Origin of the sequence: Pseudomonas sp. W22_MBD1_FP4, from assembly GCF_052113765.1 — a bacterium.
Classification (GTDB): Bacteria; Pseudomonadota; Gammaproteobacteria; order Pseudomonadales; family Pseudomonadaceae; genus Aquipseudomonas; species Aquipseudomonas sivasensis.
In genome coordinates this window covers 261,089-275,997 of sequence record NZ_JBGQOI010000005.1, presented here as the reverse complement: position 1 = coordinate 275,997, position 14,909 = coordinate 261,089, and the positions used below count along the sequence as shown (strand labels likewise).

14 protein-coding genes are annotated in these 14,909 nt (G+C 60.8%); 4 read left to right on the top strand and 10 right to left on the bottom strand.

Annotated elements, in window-relative coordinates:
- Window positions 1–154: 154 nt before the first annotated feature.
- The 6 genes from ACEN2T_RS09790 to ACEN2T_RS09765 all read right to left on the bottom strand — a co-directional run bounded on the left by ACEN2T_RS09790 (window position 155) and on the right by ACEN2T_RS09765 (window position 5,922).
- Window positions 155–1,465, bottom strand: coding sequence for an MFS transporter (locus tag ACEN2T_RS09790; RefSeq protein ID WP_095185281.1), 1,311 nt, complete (start codon window positions 1,463–1,465; stop codon window positions 155–157).
- Window positions 1,466–1,652: 187 nt separating this feature from the next.
- Entirely contained in the window at window positions 1,653–2,801 is a 1,149-nt protein-coding gene (gene dgoD / locus ACEN2T_RS09785) for a galactonate dehydratase (RefSeq protein WP_003170741.1), read from the bottom strand.
- Between the two features lie 47 nt (window positions 2,802–2,848).
- Window positions 2,849–3,469 carry a 2-dehydro-3-deoxy-6-phosphogalactonate aldolase gene (locus ACEN2T_RS09780; protein ID WP_099601821.1) on the bottom strand — a complete coding sequence of 207 codons (621 nt, stop codon included), beginning with the start codon at window positions 3,467–3,469 and terminating at the stop codon, window positions 2,849–2,851.
- Window position 3,470: 1 nt separating this feature from the next.
- A complete protein-coding gene (locus tag ACEN2T_RS09775; protein ID WP_442116620.1) occupies window positions 3,471–4,436 on the bottom strand; it encodes a 2-dehydro-3-deoxygalactonokinase in 966 nt (321 codons plus the stop codon).
- Window positions 4,437–4,613: 177 nt separating this feature from the next.
- Window positions 4,614–4,940, bottom strand: a complete 327-nt coding sequence (locus tag ACEN2T_RS09770) for a DOPA 4,5-dioxygenase family protein (RefSeq protein WP_032885120.1) — start codon at window positions 4,938–4,940, stop codon at window positions 4,614–4,616.
- 31 nt (window positions 4,941–4,971) lie between these two features.
- Entirely contained in the window at window positions 4,972–5,922 is a 951-nt protein-coding gene (locus tag ACEN2T_RS09765; protein ID WP_122754138.1) for a choline sulfate utilization transcriptional regulator, read from the bottom strand.
- Between the two features lie 103 nt (window positions 5,923–6,025).
- Between ACEN2T_RS09765 and betC the strand changes: the two genes are divergently transcribed.
- From betC to ACEN2T_RS09750, 3 genes are all read left to right on the top strand, one after another.
- A complete protein-coding gene (gene betC, locus ACEN2T_RS09760) occupies window positions 6,026–7,540 on the top strand; it encodes a choline-sulfatase (RefSeq protein WP_442116619.1) in 1,515 nt (504 codons plus the stop codon).
- Window positions 7,541–7,556: 16 nt separating this feature from the next.
- Window positions 7,557–8,471 (top strand): choline ABC transporter substrate-binding protein, encoded by a 915-nt coding sequence (gene choX, locus ACEN2T_RS09755; RefSeq protein WP_095185278.1) that lies wholly within the window; start codon window positions 7,557–7,559, stop codon window positions 8,469–8,471.
- Window positions 8,472–8,630: 159 nt separating this feature from the next.
- Entirely contained in the window at window positions 8,631–10,199 is a 1,569-nt protein-coding gene (locus ACEN2T_RS09750) for a SulP family inorganic anion transporter (RefSeq protein WP_442116618.1), read from the top strand.
- Here ACEN2T_RS09750 and aroE read toward each other — a convergent pair whose 3' ends face one another.
- On the bottom strand, window positions 10,200–11,021 hold the full coding sequence (gene aroE, locus ACEN2T_RS09745) for a shikimate dehydrogenase (protein ID WP_032885125.1): 822 nt from the start codon (window positions 11,019–11,021) through the stop codon (window positions 10,200–10,202).
- A complete protein-coding gene (gene hemF, locus ACEN2T_RS09740) occupies window positions 11,021–11,953 on the bottom strand; it encodes an oxygen-dependent coproporphyrinogen oxidase (RefSeq protein ID WP_032885127.1) in 933 nt (310 codons plus the stop codon). The genes aroE and hemF overlap by 1 nt, the downstream gene beginning before the upstream one ends.
- 160 nt (window positions 11,954–12,113) lie before the next feature.
- On the opposite strand from hemF, the gene ACEN2T_RS09735 reads away from it, so the two are divergent.
- On the top strand, window positions 12,114–13,091 hold the full coding sequence (locus ACEN2T_RS09735; RefSeq protein ID WP_442116617.1) for a quinone oxidoreductase family protein: 978 nt from the start codon (window positions 12,114–12,116) through the stop codon (window positions 13,089–13,091).
- Window positions 13,092–13,171: 80 nt separating this feature from the next.
- Here ACEN2T_RS09735 and ACEN2T_RS09730 read toward each other — a convergent pair whose 3' ends face one another.
- Together ACEN2T_RS09730 and dprA are read right to left on the bottom strand one after the other, a co-directional pair.
- Window positions 13,172–13,729 (bottom strand): L-threonylcarbamoyladenylate synthase, encoded by a 558-nt coding sequence (locus tag ACEN2T_RS09730; protein WP_122754142.1) that lies wholly within the window; start codon window positions 13,727–13,729, stop codon window positions 13,172–13,174.
- A gap of 75 nt (window positions 13,730–13,804) precedes the next feature.
- The gene (dprA, locus tag ACEN2T_RS09725) at window positions 13,805–14,908 is read right to left on the bottom strand and encodes a DNA-processing protein DprA (protein ID WP_442116616.1); all 1,104 of its coding nucleotides are present in this window, start codon (window positions 14,906–14,908) and stop codon (window positions 13,805–13,807) included.
- Window position 14,909 lies beyond the last annotated feature (1 nt).

Sequence of the window (14,909 nt, the reverse complement as noted above, 5' to 3'; positions counted from 1 at the left end):
GGGGGGGGGGGGGGGGGGGGGGGGGGGGGGGGGGGGGGGGGGGGGGGGGGGGGGGGGGGGGGAGAGGGGGGGGGGGGAGGGGGGGGGGGGGGGGGGGGGGGGGGGGGCGTGGGGGGGGGGGGGGTCCAAAAAACCCCCCCCCCCCCGCCACAGGTTATTCATTCAGCTCAATACGTTCGACTTTGCCTACAAGCAATATGTAAGAAAGCGCCCCAAGCAACGCCAGCACCGCAATATAGGTAATCGCCGGCGCAAACGAATCGCCGCTGGCCAAAAAGCCAATCACGATGGGCGTGGCAATCGCCGACAGGTTGCCGATGAAATTGAATACGCCGCCGGTCAGACCCAGCAAACGCGCAGGCGCGAGGGTCGATACCAGCGACCAGGTAATCGACGCCAGGCCGTTACCAAAGAACGCCACCGCCAGGAACGCAATCACCCACGCCGTTGAGTCCACGTAGTTGGCGCCGATGATCGCCGTGGAAATCAACAGCCCGCCAATGATCGGCAACTTACGCGCAAAACCCACCGAAGCGCCTCGGCGAATCAGCCAGTCGGAAAAAATCCCCGAACACAGCACACCCACAAACGCGGCCAGGAACGGCAGCGACGCCAGCAGGCCGGACTTGATGAAGTCCATGCCGCGATATTTCACCAGGTAGGTTGGGAACCACGTCAGGAAAAACCACAGCGTTGAGTTCAGGCAAAACTGGCCCAGGTAGATGCCCCAGAGCTTGCGCTTGCTCAGCACGATGCCCAGGTCGACCCAGCTGAATGGTGCCTTGGTGGCTTTTTCCTGCATATCCACGAGGCCGCCGCCATCACGGATCAGTTGGATTTCAGCGTCGTTGGCGCCTTTGAAGTCCTTCGGCTCGCGGTACACGGCGTACCAGATCCCCGCCCACAAAATACCGACACCACCGGTCACGACAAACACCATGTGCCAGCCGTAATAGTGTTGAAGCCAAGCCAGTACCGGCGTGAGGAACGCCAACCCGACGAATTGCCCGGAGGTGTAGAAACCGATCGCCGTCGCGCGCTCACGCTCAGGAAACCAAGTGGTGACCACGCGGCTGTTGATCGGGTAGGCCGGGGCTTCGAGCGCGCCAACGGCCATGCGCAATACAAACAGCGCGATGAAGCTGGCAGCGAAGCCGAGCATCACCGTGGCGATGGACCATAACAGCAAGGCTACGGTGTAGAGGATACGCGGCGGCACTCGATCCACCAGCCAACCGCCGGGGATCTGCATGGCGGCATAGGTCCAGCCGAACGCCGAGAAAATCAGCCCGACATGTACCGGGTCGATGCCCAGCTCGCTGGTCAACGCCGGGGCGGCAATCGACAGGTTGCTGCGGTCGAGGTAGTTGATCACCACGGTGATAAACAACAGCACCATGATGAAGAAGCGCTTTCTGGTAGGCGTGACTAAAGAAGCCTGCCCGGTGAAGGATTCAGGGTGCATGGGGGTTGCCTCTTCTTATGTTTGTTGAGGACTGAAACTGAGCTGACTGAAGAAATCGGATCAACCTGTGGGAGGGGGCTTGCCCCCGATTGCAGTCTGCCTGCTATGGATGTGCTAGCTGACACACCACTATCGGGGGCAAGCCCCCTCCCACATTTTTTGACCGCATTGATTCAGTCAGAGGCTATTACCACTCGGCAAAGCTGCCATCAGCATGGCGCCAGATCGGGTTGCGCCAGCGATGACCGATGGCCGCGCGTTCGATCACGTATTCCTCGTTGATCTCAATGCCCAGGCCCGGCCCGTTAGGGATCTTCACGAAACCCTGGTCATAGTCGAACACGCCCGGATCACGCACATAGTCGAGCAGGTCGTTGCTCTCGTTGTAGTGAATGCCCAGGCTTTGCTCCTGGATAAACGCGTTGTAGCAAACCGCGTCCAGCTGAAGGCAAGCCGCCAGGGCGATCGGGCCCAGCGGGCAGTGCAGGGCCAGGGCCACGTCGTAGGCTTCGGCCATGTTAGCGATCTTGCGGGTTTCGGTGATGCCGCCGGCGTGGGAGGCATCCGGCTGGATGATGTCGACGTAGCCTTCACTGAGCACGCGCTTGAAGTCCCAACGCGAGAACAGGCGCTCGCCCAGGGCAATCGGCGTGCTGGTCAGCGGTGCCAGTTCCTTGAGCGCTTCGTAGTTTTCGCTGAGCACCGGCTCTTCGATAAACATCAGTTTGTACGGGTCCAGCTCTTTCATCAGTACCTTGGCCATGGGCTTGTGCACCCGGCCATGGAAGTCGACGCCGATGCCCACGTTAGGGCCGACCGCATCACGCACGGCAGCCACGTTGGCCAGGGCCAGGTCGACTTTTTCGAAGCTGTCGACGAACTGCAATTCTTCGGTGCCGTTCATTTTCACGGCGGTAAAACCGCGAGCCACGGCCTCTTTGGCAGCGCGGGCGGTGTCGGCCGGGCGGTCGCCGCCGATCCACGAGTACACGCGAATCTTGTCGCGCACCTGGCCACCCAACAGGTCGCTGACGGACACACCGAGGGCCTTGCCCTTGATGTCCCACAGCGCCTGGTCGATACCCGCGAGGGCGCTCATGTGAACAGCGCCGCCACGGTAGAAGCCGCCGCGGTAGAGCACGGTCCAGATGTCTTCGATATTGCGTGGGTCTTTGCCGATCAGGTAGTCGGACAGTTCCTCGACGGCAGCGGCCACAGTGTGAGCGCGGCCTTCGACTACGGGCTCACCCCAACCGGTCACGCCCTGGTCGGTTTCAACCTTGAGGAAGCACCAGCGCGGCGGGACGATAAAGGTCGTCAGTTTGGTGATTTTCATCTGTTATCTCTCTTATAGATGCAGCGCCAGGGGCGCGGAACTTGATATCAGCTCAGGGCTTTCCATGCGGCGACATACGCTTGGGCGCGGCTCGCTACCTGATCAACTGTCATACCCGGTTTGAACAACCCGGAACCCAGCCCGAACCCTTTGGCGCCGGCATCGGTAAACACCTGCATGTTGTCCGGGGTGATGCCGCCCACCGGCAGCAACAGCGTGCCGGCTGGCAATACTGCAAGCCACGCCTTGATCACCGCCGGGCCCATTTGCTCGGCCGGGAACAGCTTCAACACATCGGCGCCTTCGTCCAGCGCGGCGAACGCTTCGGTGGGCGTAGCCACACCCGGCGACAGGTACAGGCCTGCGGCTTTCGCGGCGCGCAAGACCTTGGCATCGCTGTGGGGCATAACGATCACCTGGCCGCCAGCGGCTTTGACCTGCTCGACCTGCTCCGGCGTCAACACCGTCCCGGCACCGATCAGGCAATCGGCGGGCAGGCTGTCGCGCAGGGTGCGGATGCTGGTGTAAGGGTCCGGCGAATTCAGCGGGACTTCGATCACACGAAAACCGGCGTCGTACAGCACCTGGCCGACCGCCTGGGCCTCGTCAGGGCGCAGGCCGCGCAGGATCGCGATCAAACCGTTTTGTGCGAGTGCTTGCTTGAGCATGTCAGGCCTCCGTTGCAGGTTGAGTGAGCCCGGCGGCCACTGCCAGTTGCCACAGGCCGCGCTCGGTCGCTTCCTGCGCCAGGCTGACGTGGGCGAAACCGCAGAGGGCGAGGGCGCGTTGGTAGCGCACGCACAGCGGGCCGGCGCCTACCAGGATGATGGGGATGTGCCGTGCACTGGCTGGCAAGCCGGCCAGTTCATGACCGATCAGCAGGCCGGATAAGTAATCGGGCTGCTGCTCAGGGGTGAGTTCGGCGGTCAGGCCCAGGGTGCGCGCACTGAACAAGGTCGACAGCACGCCGCGCTGGCCATCTTTTGACAGCGCCACTTGAACGCCGCGGTCGAAAGCCTCGGCCTGGAACTGCTCGGATACCTTTTGCGTACGCCCCAAGAGGCTGTGCTTGCTCAGCACCGCGAACAGTTCACCGGTCATGAAGGTATCGAAGTGGGTGATGCAACCTTCCACCACCTCGACCCATTTGGAATGACTGCCGGGCAGGCCGATCAGCAATTCACCAGCGACCGACAGGCTTTGCAGCACACCCAGCACCTGGGTTTCTTCGCCGCGCATCACGTTGGGCAAGCCGACCTGCTCGATCACGCCGGGCACGATATGCACATCGACACCGCGCAGGCTGCGTACCGTGTGCAACGCCTTGCCCAGGCTGGCGACGTCGACCGGCGTACTGCGATACGCCGCTTCGCTCCAGCCTTGGGCGCTGCCGACCATGCCGCAGGCAATCACCGCAAGATCGGGTTGGGCGTCGAGCCAATCGCCGCACGCCGTATCGAACGCCAACTCGAAGCCATCGCTGCAGCGCACACCGGCGATGTCCCGGGGCTCGCTGGGCAAATGCATGATGCCCGACGCCAGCGAGCGCTGTTCCAGCACTACGCCCGCGGGGCCGAGTTTATAAGCACGAAGGGAGCTGGTCCCCCAATCGAGCGCGATCAATTGCGCCTGCATCGCTTCACCTGAAATGAGTGGGTGCTGAAAAAAGCAGATGGGCGAATATAAACCTATGGCCGGATATATCTCAATATATAAATAACAGTCCCATATAGTGAGACGAAACAAGATAAAACCTACAACTTCCTCGCCTTTTACTGGGGGAAGGAACGGGTTTCATCTGATAAAGAGAGGTTAAAAAACCGACAGGTCCAGCTCGCGCATCGCACCCATCCAGATCGCGTAGTCGGTGTGATCCTTCAAGTCATCACCGGTATCAGGGTGCAGGAACACCACCAAACCGTTGCGATGGATCACCAGCCACGGCAGCACCACGCCGATGTATTCGGGGTCGAACGCCAACTGGCAGCTCCAGTCCGGGTGTGGGCCTACGGGTTTTTCGTGCACACGCCCCATACGCAGTGGGAAGAGTTTGGCGGCGTCTTCGCACAGGGTGCGCGCCTGCTCAATGGTGCTTGCGTCAAAGTAGATATGGGCGTGGTAACCCTTGATACGTTGCATGACGGACTCCGGATCCAATGTGCGGCAAATCCTAGACCGCAATCGACGGCAGGGCCAGTCCGGTCAGGGACTGCGCGCTGCTGGCCTGTTCTGCCTGCAACCAGTCGACGAAACGTTCGACCAACTGTCCACGCCGCTTGCGCTGGGGCTGCACCACGTAATAGCCAAAGCGCGAAATCACCGTATTGCCGATCGGTCGGCACAACCAGTTCTGTTCCAGCAGGTTATCCACCAAATGGCGCCAGCCGATCGCCACCCCTTGGCCGGCAATCGCTGCCTGGATCAATAAGGTGTAGTTGTCGAATCGCAGCTGGCCGGGCGTGGGCGCGGCGGTGATACCCAGCTCGCGGAATACGCCACTCCAGTCGAACCACTGGCTGTTGTTTTCCTGGCGCAAGTGCAGCAAAGGCACATCGTGCAGATTCTGTAACGTCAGCGGCGCGGATTGGTCCTTGAGCCACTGCGGGCTGCACACCGGGAACACTTCCTCATTGAACAGCCACAGGCTGTCGCCCTGCTTGAAGCGGCCATCGCCAAACAGCACGGCCACGTCAATGTCGCTGCGCAGGGTCGCGTGATTACGCTCGCTGGTCACCAAGCTCACATCGACCTGAGGGTTGGCCTGATGGAAACGGTGCAGGCGCGGCATCAGCCAGTAGGCCGCGAAGGCGAAGTCGGTGGCCACTTGCAGGACTTCGTGCTGATCCTGCTGGGTGATGGCGCTGAGGCCCTGATTAATGGTTTGCAGGCCACCTTGCACATGCTCGAACAGCAAGGCGCCGGCGTCCGTCAGTTCGATGCCGCGGTAGATGCGATCAAACAGGCGGACCGCCAACTGTTCTTCCAGGCGCTTGATCTGCTGGCTGATCGCTGGTTGAGTGGTGCCCAGCTCCATCGCGGCGGCGGTAAAGCTGCGATGACGTGCCGCCGCTTCAAACGCGCGCAGCAGGTCGAGGGACAGGTCACCAAGGGATTCATACATAAGCTGTGCTTATCCTAGACATTGCTTTTCATGGGCTTTACCCCATTTTCCATGGGCCGCATGCTCAATCGCATAAACACCGCCTATGGAATGCCGAGAACCCATGAAGCGCAAGAACATTCTTTTCATCATGGCCGATCAAATGGCCGCGCCGATGCTGCCGTTCTACGGTTCCTCCCCGATCAAGCTGCCGAATCTGAGCCGCCTCGCCGAGCAAGGCGTGGTGTTCGACGCCGCCTATTGCAACAGCCCGCTGTGCGCACCCTCGCGCTTTACCTTGGTCAGCGGCCAATTGCCGAGCAAGATCGGCGCCTACGACAACGCGGCTGATTTCCCCGCCGATGTACCGACCTACGCTCACTACCTGCGTCGTCTCGGTTACCGCACTGCGCTCTCGGGCAAGATGCATTTCTGCGGCCCCGACCAACTGCACGGCTATGAGGAGCGCCTGACCAGCGACATCTACCCCGCCGACTACGGCTGGGCAGTGAACTGGGAAGAGCCGGACGTGCGCCCCAGCTGGTACCACAACATGTCCTCGGTGCTGCAAGCCGGTCCTTGCGTGCGCACCAATCAGCTGGATTTTGACGAAGAGGTGGTGTTCAAGGCCCAGCAGTACCTGTTCGACCATATTCGTGAGGACGGCGACCAGCCGTTCTGCCTGACCGTATCCATGACCCATCCCCACGACCCGTACACCATTCCCAAGCCGTTCTGGGATCTGTACGACGACAACGACATTCCTTTGCCTGCAACGCCCGCGCAAAGTGATCTCGACCCGCATTCCCAGCGCCTGCTCAAGGTCTATGACCTGTGGGACAAGCCGCTGCCTGTGGATAAGATCCGCGATGCGCGCCGGGCTTACTTTGGCGCCTGCAGTTACATCGACAGCAATGTCGGCAAGCTGCTGCAAACCCTGGAAGACACCGGCCTGGCCGACGACACGGTTATCGTGTTCTCCGGCGACCACGGCGACATGCTCGGCGAGCGCGGCCTCTGGTACAAAATGCACTGGTTTGAAATGGCAGCCCGCGTGCCGCTGCTGATCTGCGCTCCGGGGCAGTTTGCGGCGGGCCGCGTGTCCAACGCCGTGTCCACCGCCGACCTGCTGCCGACCCTGGTGGAACTGGCCGGCGGTCAACTCGACCCACACCTGCCACTCGATGGCCGCTCGCTGATCCCGCACTTGCAAGGGCAGGGCGGGCACGACGAAGTGTTCGGCGAATACATGGCCGAAGGCACCATCAGCCCGCTGATGATGATTCGCCGTGGCGCCTACAAATTCATCTACAGCGAAGACGACCCTTGTCTATTGTTCGATGTTCACAACGACCCACGGGAGCAGGAAGAACTCAGCCAGTCGCCGCAGCACCGGGCACTGTTCGACGCCTTCCTGGCTGAGGCGCGGGCCAAATGGGACATCCCGGCGATCCACCAGCAGGTGCTCGCCAGCCAACGCCGTCGACGCCTGGTGTTTGAGGCGCTGACCCAAGGCAAGCTGAAGAGCTGGGATCACCAGCCACTGGTCGACGCCAGTCAGCAATACATGCGCAACCATATCGACCTCGATGACCTGGAGCGCAAGGCACGTTATCCACAACCCTGCCAAAACCAATAAATACAGAGGGAAGGCCATGCAAAAGTTATCTGTGATAGTGGGCATGCTGGTGCTGGGCAGCGCCAATGTGTATGCAGACACCAGCTGTGAAACCGTAAAAATGGCCGATCCGGGCTGGAGCGATATCGCGGCCACCAATGCCATCACCGGTTTTCTGCTGACGAGCATGGGCTACAAACCCAAGGTCGACACCCTGGCGGTGCCGATTACCTTTGGCGGGCTCAAAGACGGCCAGGTGGATGTGTTCCTCGGCAACTGGATGCCCGCGCAGCAGGGTTTTTACGACAAGTTCGTGGCCAATGGCGATGTGGTGCAACTGGCGAAAAACCTCGACGGCACCGAGTTCACCCTCGCCGTGCCGGACTACGTGTGGGACGCGGGTGTGCATGACTTCGCCGACCTGAACAAATTTGCCGACAAGTTCGACAAGAAGATCTACGGCATCGGCTCCGGCGCGCCGGCGAATATCTCGTTGCAGGAGATCATCAAGAAGAATGACTTTGATCTGGGCCAATGGAAGCTGGTCGAGTCCAGCGAACAAGCGATGCTCGCGGAAGTGTCGCGGGCGGTGAAGAAACAGCGCTTCGTCACCTTCCTCGGTTGGACCCCGCACCCGATGAACGTGCAGTTGAAAATGCACTACCTCAAAGGTGGGGAAAAGTATTTTGGTGACACCGGCAGCGTTTATACCTTGACCCGCAAAGGTTATGCACAAGCCTGCCCGAACGTAGGAAAACTGCTGACCAACCTGAGTTTCACCCAGGAGATGGAGAACAGCATCATGGCCGAAGTGGCCAACAACAAGGTCAGCAACGCCGATGCGGCGAAGGCATGGATCAAGGCCAATCCGGCAGTATTGGATAAGTGGCTGGATGGGGTGAAAACCGTGGATGGCAAGGACGCGTTGCCGGCAGTAAAGGCCAAACTCTAGGGCCTTGCGCTATTCCAATGTGGGAGGGGGCTTGCTCCCGATAGCGGAGTGCCAGTCAGAGAGATTTAGACGGGTCCACCTATATCGGGAGCAAGCCCCCTCCCACAAGGACCAGTGTGTACTGATACCCTGAGTCAAACCTTTTCAGCCGAGTTATAAATGCCCCGGCCCAACCGCCATACACTCTTCCCCTTCCTCAGCTGGCTCCCGCGTCAAACCCGAGCCACTGTGGGCCGGGACGCGCTGGTCGGCCTCAGCGGCGCCGTGCTCGCGCTGCCCCAATCGATTGCCTACGCGCTGATCGCCGGTCTTCCACCGGAGTACGGTCTGTACGCCGCCATCATCCCGGTGCTGATCGCGTGCCTGTGGGGTTCATCCTGGCACCTGATCTGTGGCCCCACGGCGGCGATTTCCATCGTGCTCTATGCCAGCGTGAGCCCATTGGCCGTGCCGGGGTCGCAGGACTACATCACCTTGATCCTGTTGCTCACCTTTCTCGCCGGCGTATTCCAGTGGCTGCTGGGCATGCTGCGCTTTGGCGCACTGGTGAACTTTGTCTCCCATTCGGTGGTGTTGGGTTTCACCTTGGGCGCCGCCGTGGTGATTGCCCTGGGGCAGTTGCCGAACCTGTTGGGGCTGGATTTGCCGAGCCAGGCCACCGCAATCAATAGCCTGCTGGCGCTGATCCACCATGCTGGCGAGTGGGACCACGCGTCCCTTGTCCTGGGGATCGGGACGTTGCTGGTGGGTGCTTTGCTCAAATACCTCGTGCCACGCTGGCCGACACTGTTGATCGCACTGACGTTGAGCAGCCTCGCGGCATGGCTGTGGCCGGCGATGTTCGGGCATGTGGCGTTGGTCAGTTCGTTTATCGGCAAACTGCCGCCGTTCAGCCCGTTACCGTTGGACCTGGACATGATCCTGCGCCTGCTGCCCAGTGCCGTGGCGGTGGGCATGCTGGGACTGGTGACCAGCCTGTCGATTGCCCGCTCGCTGTCGGCTCGTTCGCAACAGTTGCTCGACGCGAATCAGGAAGTTCGCGCGCAGGGTTTATCCAATATCGTCGGCGGATTTTTCTCCGGCTATCTGTCGGCCGGTTCCTTTACCCGCTCAGGCCTCAGCTACGAGGCAGGCGCCTGCTCGCCGTTGGCCGGGGTGTTTTCCGCGTTATGGGTGGCGCTGTTTGCGTTATTTGGTGCGGCATTGATCGCGCGTATTCCAATTCCGAGCATGGCGGCGAGCATCCTGCTGATTTGCTGGGGCTTGGTGGATCATCGTGCTATTCGCGCGCTGTTTCGCGTCAGCCGTGCAGAGTTTGTGGTGATGAGCCTGACCTGTGTCGCCACGTTATTACTGGAGCTGCAAACGGCGATCTATGCGGGGGTGCTGGCGTCGCTGTTTTTCTATCTCAAACGCACGTCGCAGCCACGGGTTCAACAATGGCGAGACGGTGAAGAAGATATATTGCGAGTCGGCGGCTCGATCTTTTTTGGCGCCAGCCATTACCTGCAAGTGCGCCTGCAAAGTTTGCAGGGCAAGCGGGTGGTGATCGAGGCGCAGCAGATCAACTTTATCGACTATTCCGGGGTAGAGATGCTGCACCAGGAGGCGCGGAGATTGAAGGGGTTGGGGCGTAGCCTGACATTGCGCGGGGCACGGCCGCAGGTGGTTGAAGAGCTGAAGAAACTGGAAGGGGCCGATAACTGCCCCATCCAGTTTGAAGATTGATTACTGCGCCAACTGACGGCGCAGTTCAGCCAACACCGGCGCCGAATCCGGGCGCACACCGCGCCATAGAAAGAACGCTTCAGCGGCCTGTTCAACCAGCATGCCCAGGCCATCCATTGCCACAGCTGCACCTTGCTCAGCCGCCCAACGGCAAAACGCGGTCGGCTCCTTGGCATACATCATGTCGTAGCAAAAGGTCTTGCCCGGTTCTATCAAGCTGCCGGCAATCGGCGGTAAATCGCCTGACAGGCTGGCAGACGTGGCATTGATGATTACGTCCACCGGCTCACGCAGCCAGTCGAAACCACTGGCCGACACCGGGCCCAAGTCGTCGAACAGCTCGGCGAGCAATTCAGCCTTTTCCACAGTGCGATTGGCGATGATCAATGAAGCAGGACGCTCAGCCAGCAACGGTTCCAACGCCCCGCGTACCGCGCCACCGGCACCCAGCAACAGGATGCGTTTGCCTTGCAGGCTCAACCCGGCGTTTACCGTCAGGTCGCGCACCAGGCCCGCGCCGTCGGTGTTATCACCCAACAGCGTGCCATCGGCCAACTTGCTCAGGGTGTTCACCGCACCGGCGCGTTGAGCGCGCTCGGTGAGGCTATTGGCCAGACGGTAAGCGTCTTCCTTGAACGGTACGGTGACGTTAGCGCCACGGCCTTGCTGGAAAAACTCACGGGCACAACCGGTGAAATCCTCCAAGGGCGCAAGCAAAGTGCTGTAGTCCAATTGTTCGCCGGTCTGCTCGGCGAACATGCGGTGAATCAGCGGCGACTTGCTGTGACCGATGGGGTTGCCGAAGACAACATAACGATCCATCAGACCGCCGCCTTAGGCGCGACAACGCCAAGCCAGTCGCGGTCTTGCAGGAAGTAATCAGTGAGCCGCGCCTCTTCGCTGCCGGCCTCGGCCTTCCAGTCATAGCTCCAGCGCACTTGCGGCGGCAGCGACATCAGGATCGATTCGGTACGCCCGCCCGATTGCAGACCGAATAGGGTGCCACGGTCGTAGACCAGGTTGAATTCAACATAGCGGCCGCGACGGAATTCCTGAAACTGGCGCTGCTGCTCGGTATAGGCCATGGCTTTGCGACGCTGCACGATCGGCAGATAAGCATCGATATAGGCATCGCCGATGGCGCGGATGAAGGCGAAGCAGGTGTCGAAGTCCCACTCGTTCAAGTCATCGAAAAACAGGCCGCCGATACCACGGGGTTCGTTGCGATGCTTGATATGGAAGTAGGTGTCACACCAGGCCTTGTAGCGCGAGTACACGTCCGGGCCAAAAGGTGCGCAGGCCTGCTCGGCCACACGGTGCCAGTGGATGCAGTCTTCTTCGTTGCCGTAATACGGGGTGAGGTCAAAGCCGCCACCGAACCACCACACCGGCTCTTCGCCTTCTTTTTCTGCGATGAAAAAACGCACGTTGGCATGGGACGTCGGCACATGAGGATTGTGCGGGTGGATCACCAGCGACACGCCGAGGGCTTCAAAGCCACGACCGGCCAGCTCTGGGCGGTGTGCGCTGGCGGACGGTGGCAAACCGCTGCCGAATACGTGAGAAAAGTTAACGCCGCCTTTTTCGATCACCGAACCGTTTTCGATCACACGGGTGCGACCGCCACCGCCGGCAGGCCGGGTCCAGGCGTCTTCGATAAAGCGAGTGTCCGTCTCAAAGGTTTCCAGGGCGCTGCAAATGCGGTCTTGCAGGTCAAGCAGGTAGGCCTTTACAGCCTCGGTGCGGGTAGTCATGGCATCACCTTGAATCGGGCAAAGCTACGCGAGGCCATTGGGCGTCGGCGGCAAATGGGCGCACAGGATACCACTGCACCCTATGCCGTCGCAGTTGACGAAGATCAAGCTTAGGAGTCCGATAGGGGGCTACGCGAATTCGACCCAAGGAGAAGTGCAGATGGCCAAACGTATCCAGTTCAGCGCCCATGGCGGCCCCGATGTACTTGAATATGTGGACTACACGCCGGCGGAGCCGGGCCCGCAGCAGGTTCGTGTGCGTAACGAGGCCATTGGCCTGAACTTCATCGACACCTATTTCCGCAGCGGCCTATACGCACCACCGGCCTTGCCGTCCGGTCTGGGCGCAGAAGGCGCCGGCGTAGTTGACGCGGTTGGCAGCGAAGTCACCCAATTCAAGGTCGGCGACCGCGTGGCCTACGGCAGCGGCCCGCTCGGCGCGTACAGCGAACTGCACGTACTGCCCGCCGCTAACCTGGTGCACCTGCCGGACGACATCAGCTTCGAACAAGCCGCCGGTGCCATGCTCAAGGGCCTGACCGTGCAGTACCTGTTGCGCCAGACCTATGAACTGAAGGGCGGCGAGACCATCCTGTTCCACGCTGCGGCCGGTGGCGTGGGCTCCCTGGCCTGCCAATGGGCCAAGGCGCTCGGCGTGAAGTTGATCGGTACCGTGAGTTCGCCAGAGAAAGCCGCTTTGGCCAAATCCCTCGGTGCCTGGGAAACCATCGACTACAGCAAGGAAAACGTCGCACAGCGCGTGCTGGAATTGACCGACGGCAAAAAGGTCCCGGTGGTGTACGACGGTGTCGGCAAGGACACTTGGCTGACTTCCCTGGACAGCGCGGCGCCCCGTGGGTTGGTGGTGAGCTTTGGCAATGCCTCTGGCGCGGTGGATGGGGTGAACTTGGGGATACTCTCGGCCAAGGGCTCGCTGTACGTGACACGACCGACCCTCGCGACCTACGCCAACAACGCGGCGAACTTGCAGGCGATGGCGGATGATCTGTTTTCGATGATCCAGAGCGGCAAGGTGCGCATTGATATCAACCAGCGGTATTCGCTGGCGGACGCGGCGAAGGCACAGACGGAGTTGTCGGGGCGGCGCACCACCGGGTCGACCATCCTGTTGCCGTAAGGCTTAAGAGCGCTATCGCCGGCAATAGCACGCAATCCTCTGTAGGAGGTGCCTTGCCGGCGATCAGCCACACCTCAGTATTACGACGGTCGCACCACCTCACCGGTTGCCAAATTACGAATCAGGCTTGGATTCTTGCGCCCGCCGAGGGCGCCACCCAGTACCAAGTCGACCTGACCACGGAAATACTGCTCCACGCGAATCCGCGAGCGCGCAGCCGGGCGGCCTTGAGGGTTGGCCGACGTGGAGATCAACGGCCCGACCAGCGAACACAAATCCCGCACCAGAGGATGGTCAGTGACCCGAAGCGCGACCGTGTCGTGCACACCGGTCACCCATTCCGGCAGCAAGTCCTGATGGGGCACCAGCCAAGTGTTCGGCCCTGGCCAGGTGCTGGCCATACGGTCGATCCAGTCTTGGGGGAAATCTTCGAAGAGAAAATCAAACTGACGAATGTTGTCGGCCACCAGGATCAGGCCCTTGTCCACCGAGCGATTCTTGATGGCGAGCAAACGGTCGACTGCTTCTTCATTCCACGGGTCGCAGCCCAAGCCCCATACCGCCTCGGTTGGATAGGCAATCACCGCGCCTGCGCGAATTTCTCGTGCGGTTTCCAACACGCGCCACCTGTTGACCATTGCTCATTCTCCGGACTAAAGCTCTGGGCAGTTTACCGATCTTCTTTACAAAACCTAGTTCCAAAAAACCGGCAGCTATAAAAGCTGACCACGCGCCAGCCAGCGACCGCTTTCGCAAATCACCTGGCCTTCAAGCTCCAGCTCCGTGAGGGTCGCCAACACTTGGGAAAAAGGCCGACCGCTGGCAATCGCCAGGGCTTCGCTGGTGTGGGGCGCCGCGTGCAGCAACGCCACCAGCGGATGGATCACCGGCATAGGCGCCGGGCGCGACAAAGCCTGCCAGCCCCGCAAGCCTTCGAGGATGTGCTCAATGGTTTCCACCAGCATTGCACCATCGCGGATCAACTGATGACAGCCTTTGGCCCCAGGGTGATGGATGGAACCCGGGATGGCATACACCTCCCGGCCTTGCTCGGCCGCCAGCTTCGCGGTGATCAGCGAGCCACTGGCCACACTGGCTTCCACCACCAGCACGCCCAGCGACAGGCCACTGATGATTCGATTGCGCCGCGGAAAGTTGCTCGCCTGAGGCCCAGCGTCCAGTGGGAACTCGGAAATCACTGCGCTGCCCTGGGCAATCATCGCCTCTGCGAGCCTTCGGTGGCGCTGTGGATAAACATTTTCCAGGCCAGTGCCAAGCACGCCGATGGTGTGTCCACCCACATCCAATGCAGCTTGATGCGCCGCTCCGTCGATACCCAGTGCGAGGCCACTGGTGATGACAAAACCGGCGCTGGCCAAACTACGGGAAAAAGCGGCAGCGGTGTCCATGCCAGGGCGCGAAGCGCGCCGGCTGCCGACCATCGCCAGTTGCGGTTTTTCGAGGATTGAAGGGTCGCCAGCGACGAATAACAGCGGTGGCGCATCGTCGATCTGGGCTAGTAATGCCGGATACTCAGGCTGGTCCCACATCAGCAAATGCTGGGCCGGACGACTCAACCACGCCAATGCCTCACTGGCGCCATCTCGGATTTCGGGACTGCGACGAGCGTCTGCGCTGATGAGTGGCAAGCCCAGTGCACGCCAGGCACTCGCAGGCGCGCTGATGGCCTTTGAAGCGCTGCCGAACGCTTCGATCAACAACCTAAAACGCTTCGGGCCTACTTCTGGCAGCCTGTGCAAGCGTAGTCGGGCCTCCAGTTCTGAAGGGGAAATTTCACTGCTGTTTATCGGAAACATC

Excerpts from the sequence above, each read along its gene's own strand:
- ACEN2T_RS09790 (WP_095185281.1), bottom strand. The coding sequence starts at position 1,465 with ATGCACCCTGAATCCTTCACCGGGCAGGCTTCTTTAGTCACGCCTACC.
- dgoD (WP_003170741.1), bottom strand. The coding sequence starts at position 2,801 with ATGAAAATCACCAAACTGACGACCTTTATCGTCCCGCCGCGCTGGTGC.
- ACEN2T_RS09780 (WP_099601821.1), bottom strand. The coding sequence starts at position 3,469 with ATGCTCAAGCAAGCACTCGCACAAAACGGTTTGATCGCGATCCTGCGC.
- ACEN2T_RS09775 (WP_442116620.1), bottom strand. The coding sequence starts at position 4,436 with ATGCAGGCGCAATTGATCGCGCTCGATTGGGGGACCAGCTCCCTTCGT.
- ACEN2T_RS09770 (WP_032885120.1), bottom strand. The coding sequence starts at position 4,940 with ATGCAACGTATCAAGGGTTACCACGCCCATATCTACTTTGACGCAAGC.
- ACEN2T_RS09765 (WP_122754138.1), bottom strand. The coding sequence starts at position 5,922 with ATGTATGAATCCCTTGGTGACCTGTCCCTCGACCTGCTGCGCGCGTTT.
- betC (WP_442116619.1), top strand. The coding sequence starts at position 6,026 with ATGAAGCGCAAGAACATTCTTTTCATCATGGCCGATCAAATGGCCGCG.
- choX (WP_095185278.1), top strand. The coding sequence starts at position 7,557 with ATGCAAAAGTTATCTGTGATAGTGGGCATGCTGGTGCTGGGCAGCGCC.
- ACEN2T_RS09750 (WP_442116618.1), top strand. The coding sequence starts at position 8,631 with ATGCCCCGGCCCAACCGCCATACACTCTTCCCCTTCCTCAGCTGGCTC.
- aroE (WP_032885125.1), bottom strand. The coding sequence starts at position 11,021 with ATGGATCGTTATGTTGTCTTCGGCAACCCCATCGGTCACAGCAAGTCG.
- hemF (WP_032885127.1), bottom strand. The coding sequence starts at position 11,953 with ATGACTACCCGCACCGAGGCTGTAAAGGCCTACCTGCTTGACCTGCAA.
- ACEN2T_RS09735 (WP_442116617.1), top strand. The coding sequence starts at position 12,114 with ATGGCCAAACGTATCCAGTTCAGCGCCCATGGCGGCCCCGATGTACTT.
- ACEN2T_RS09730 (WP_122754142.1), bottom strand. The coding sequence starts at position 13,729 with ATGGTCAACAGGTGGCGCGTGTTGGAAACCGCACGAGAAATTCGCGCA.
- dprA (WP_442116616.1), bottom strand. The coding sequence starts at position 14,908 with ATGTTTCCGATAAACAGCAGTGAAATTTCCCCTTCAGAACTGGAGGCC.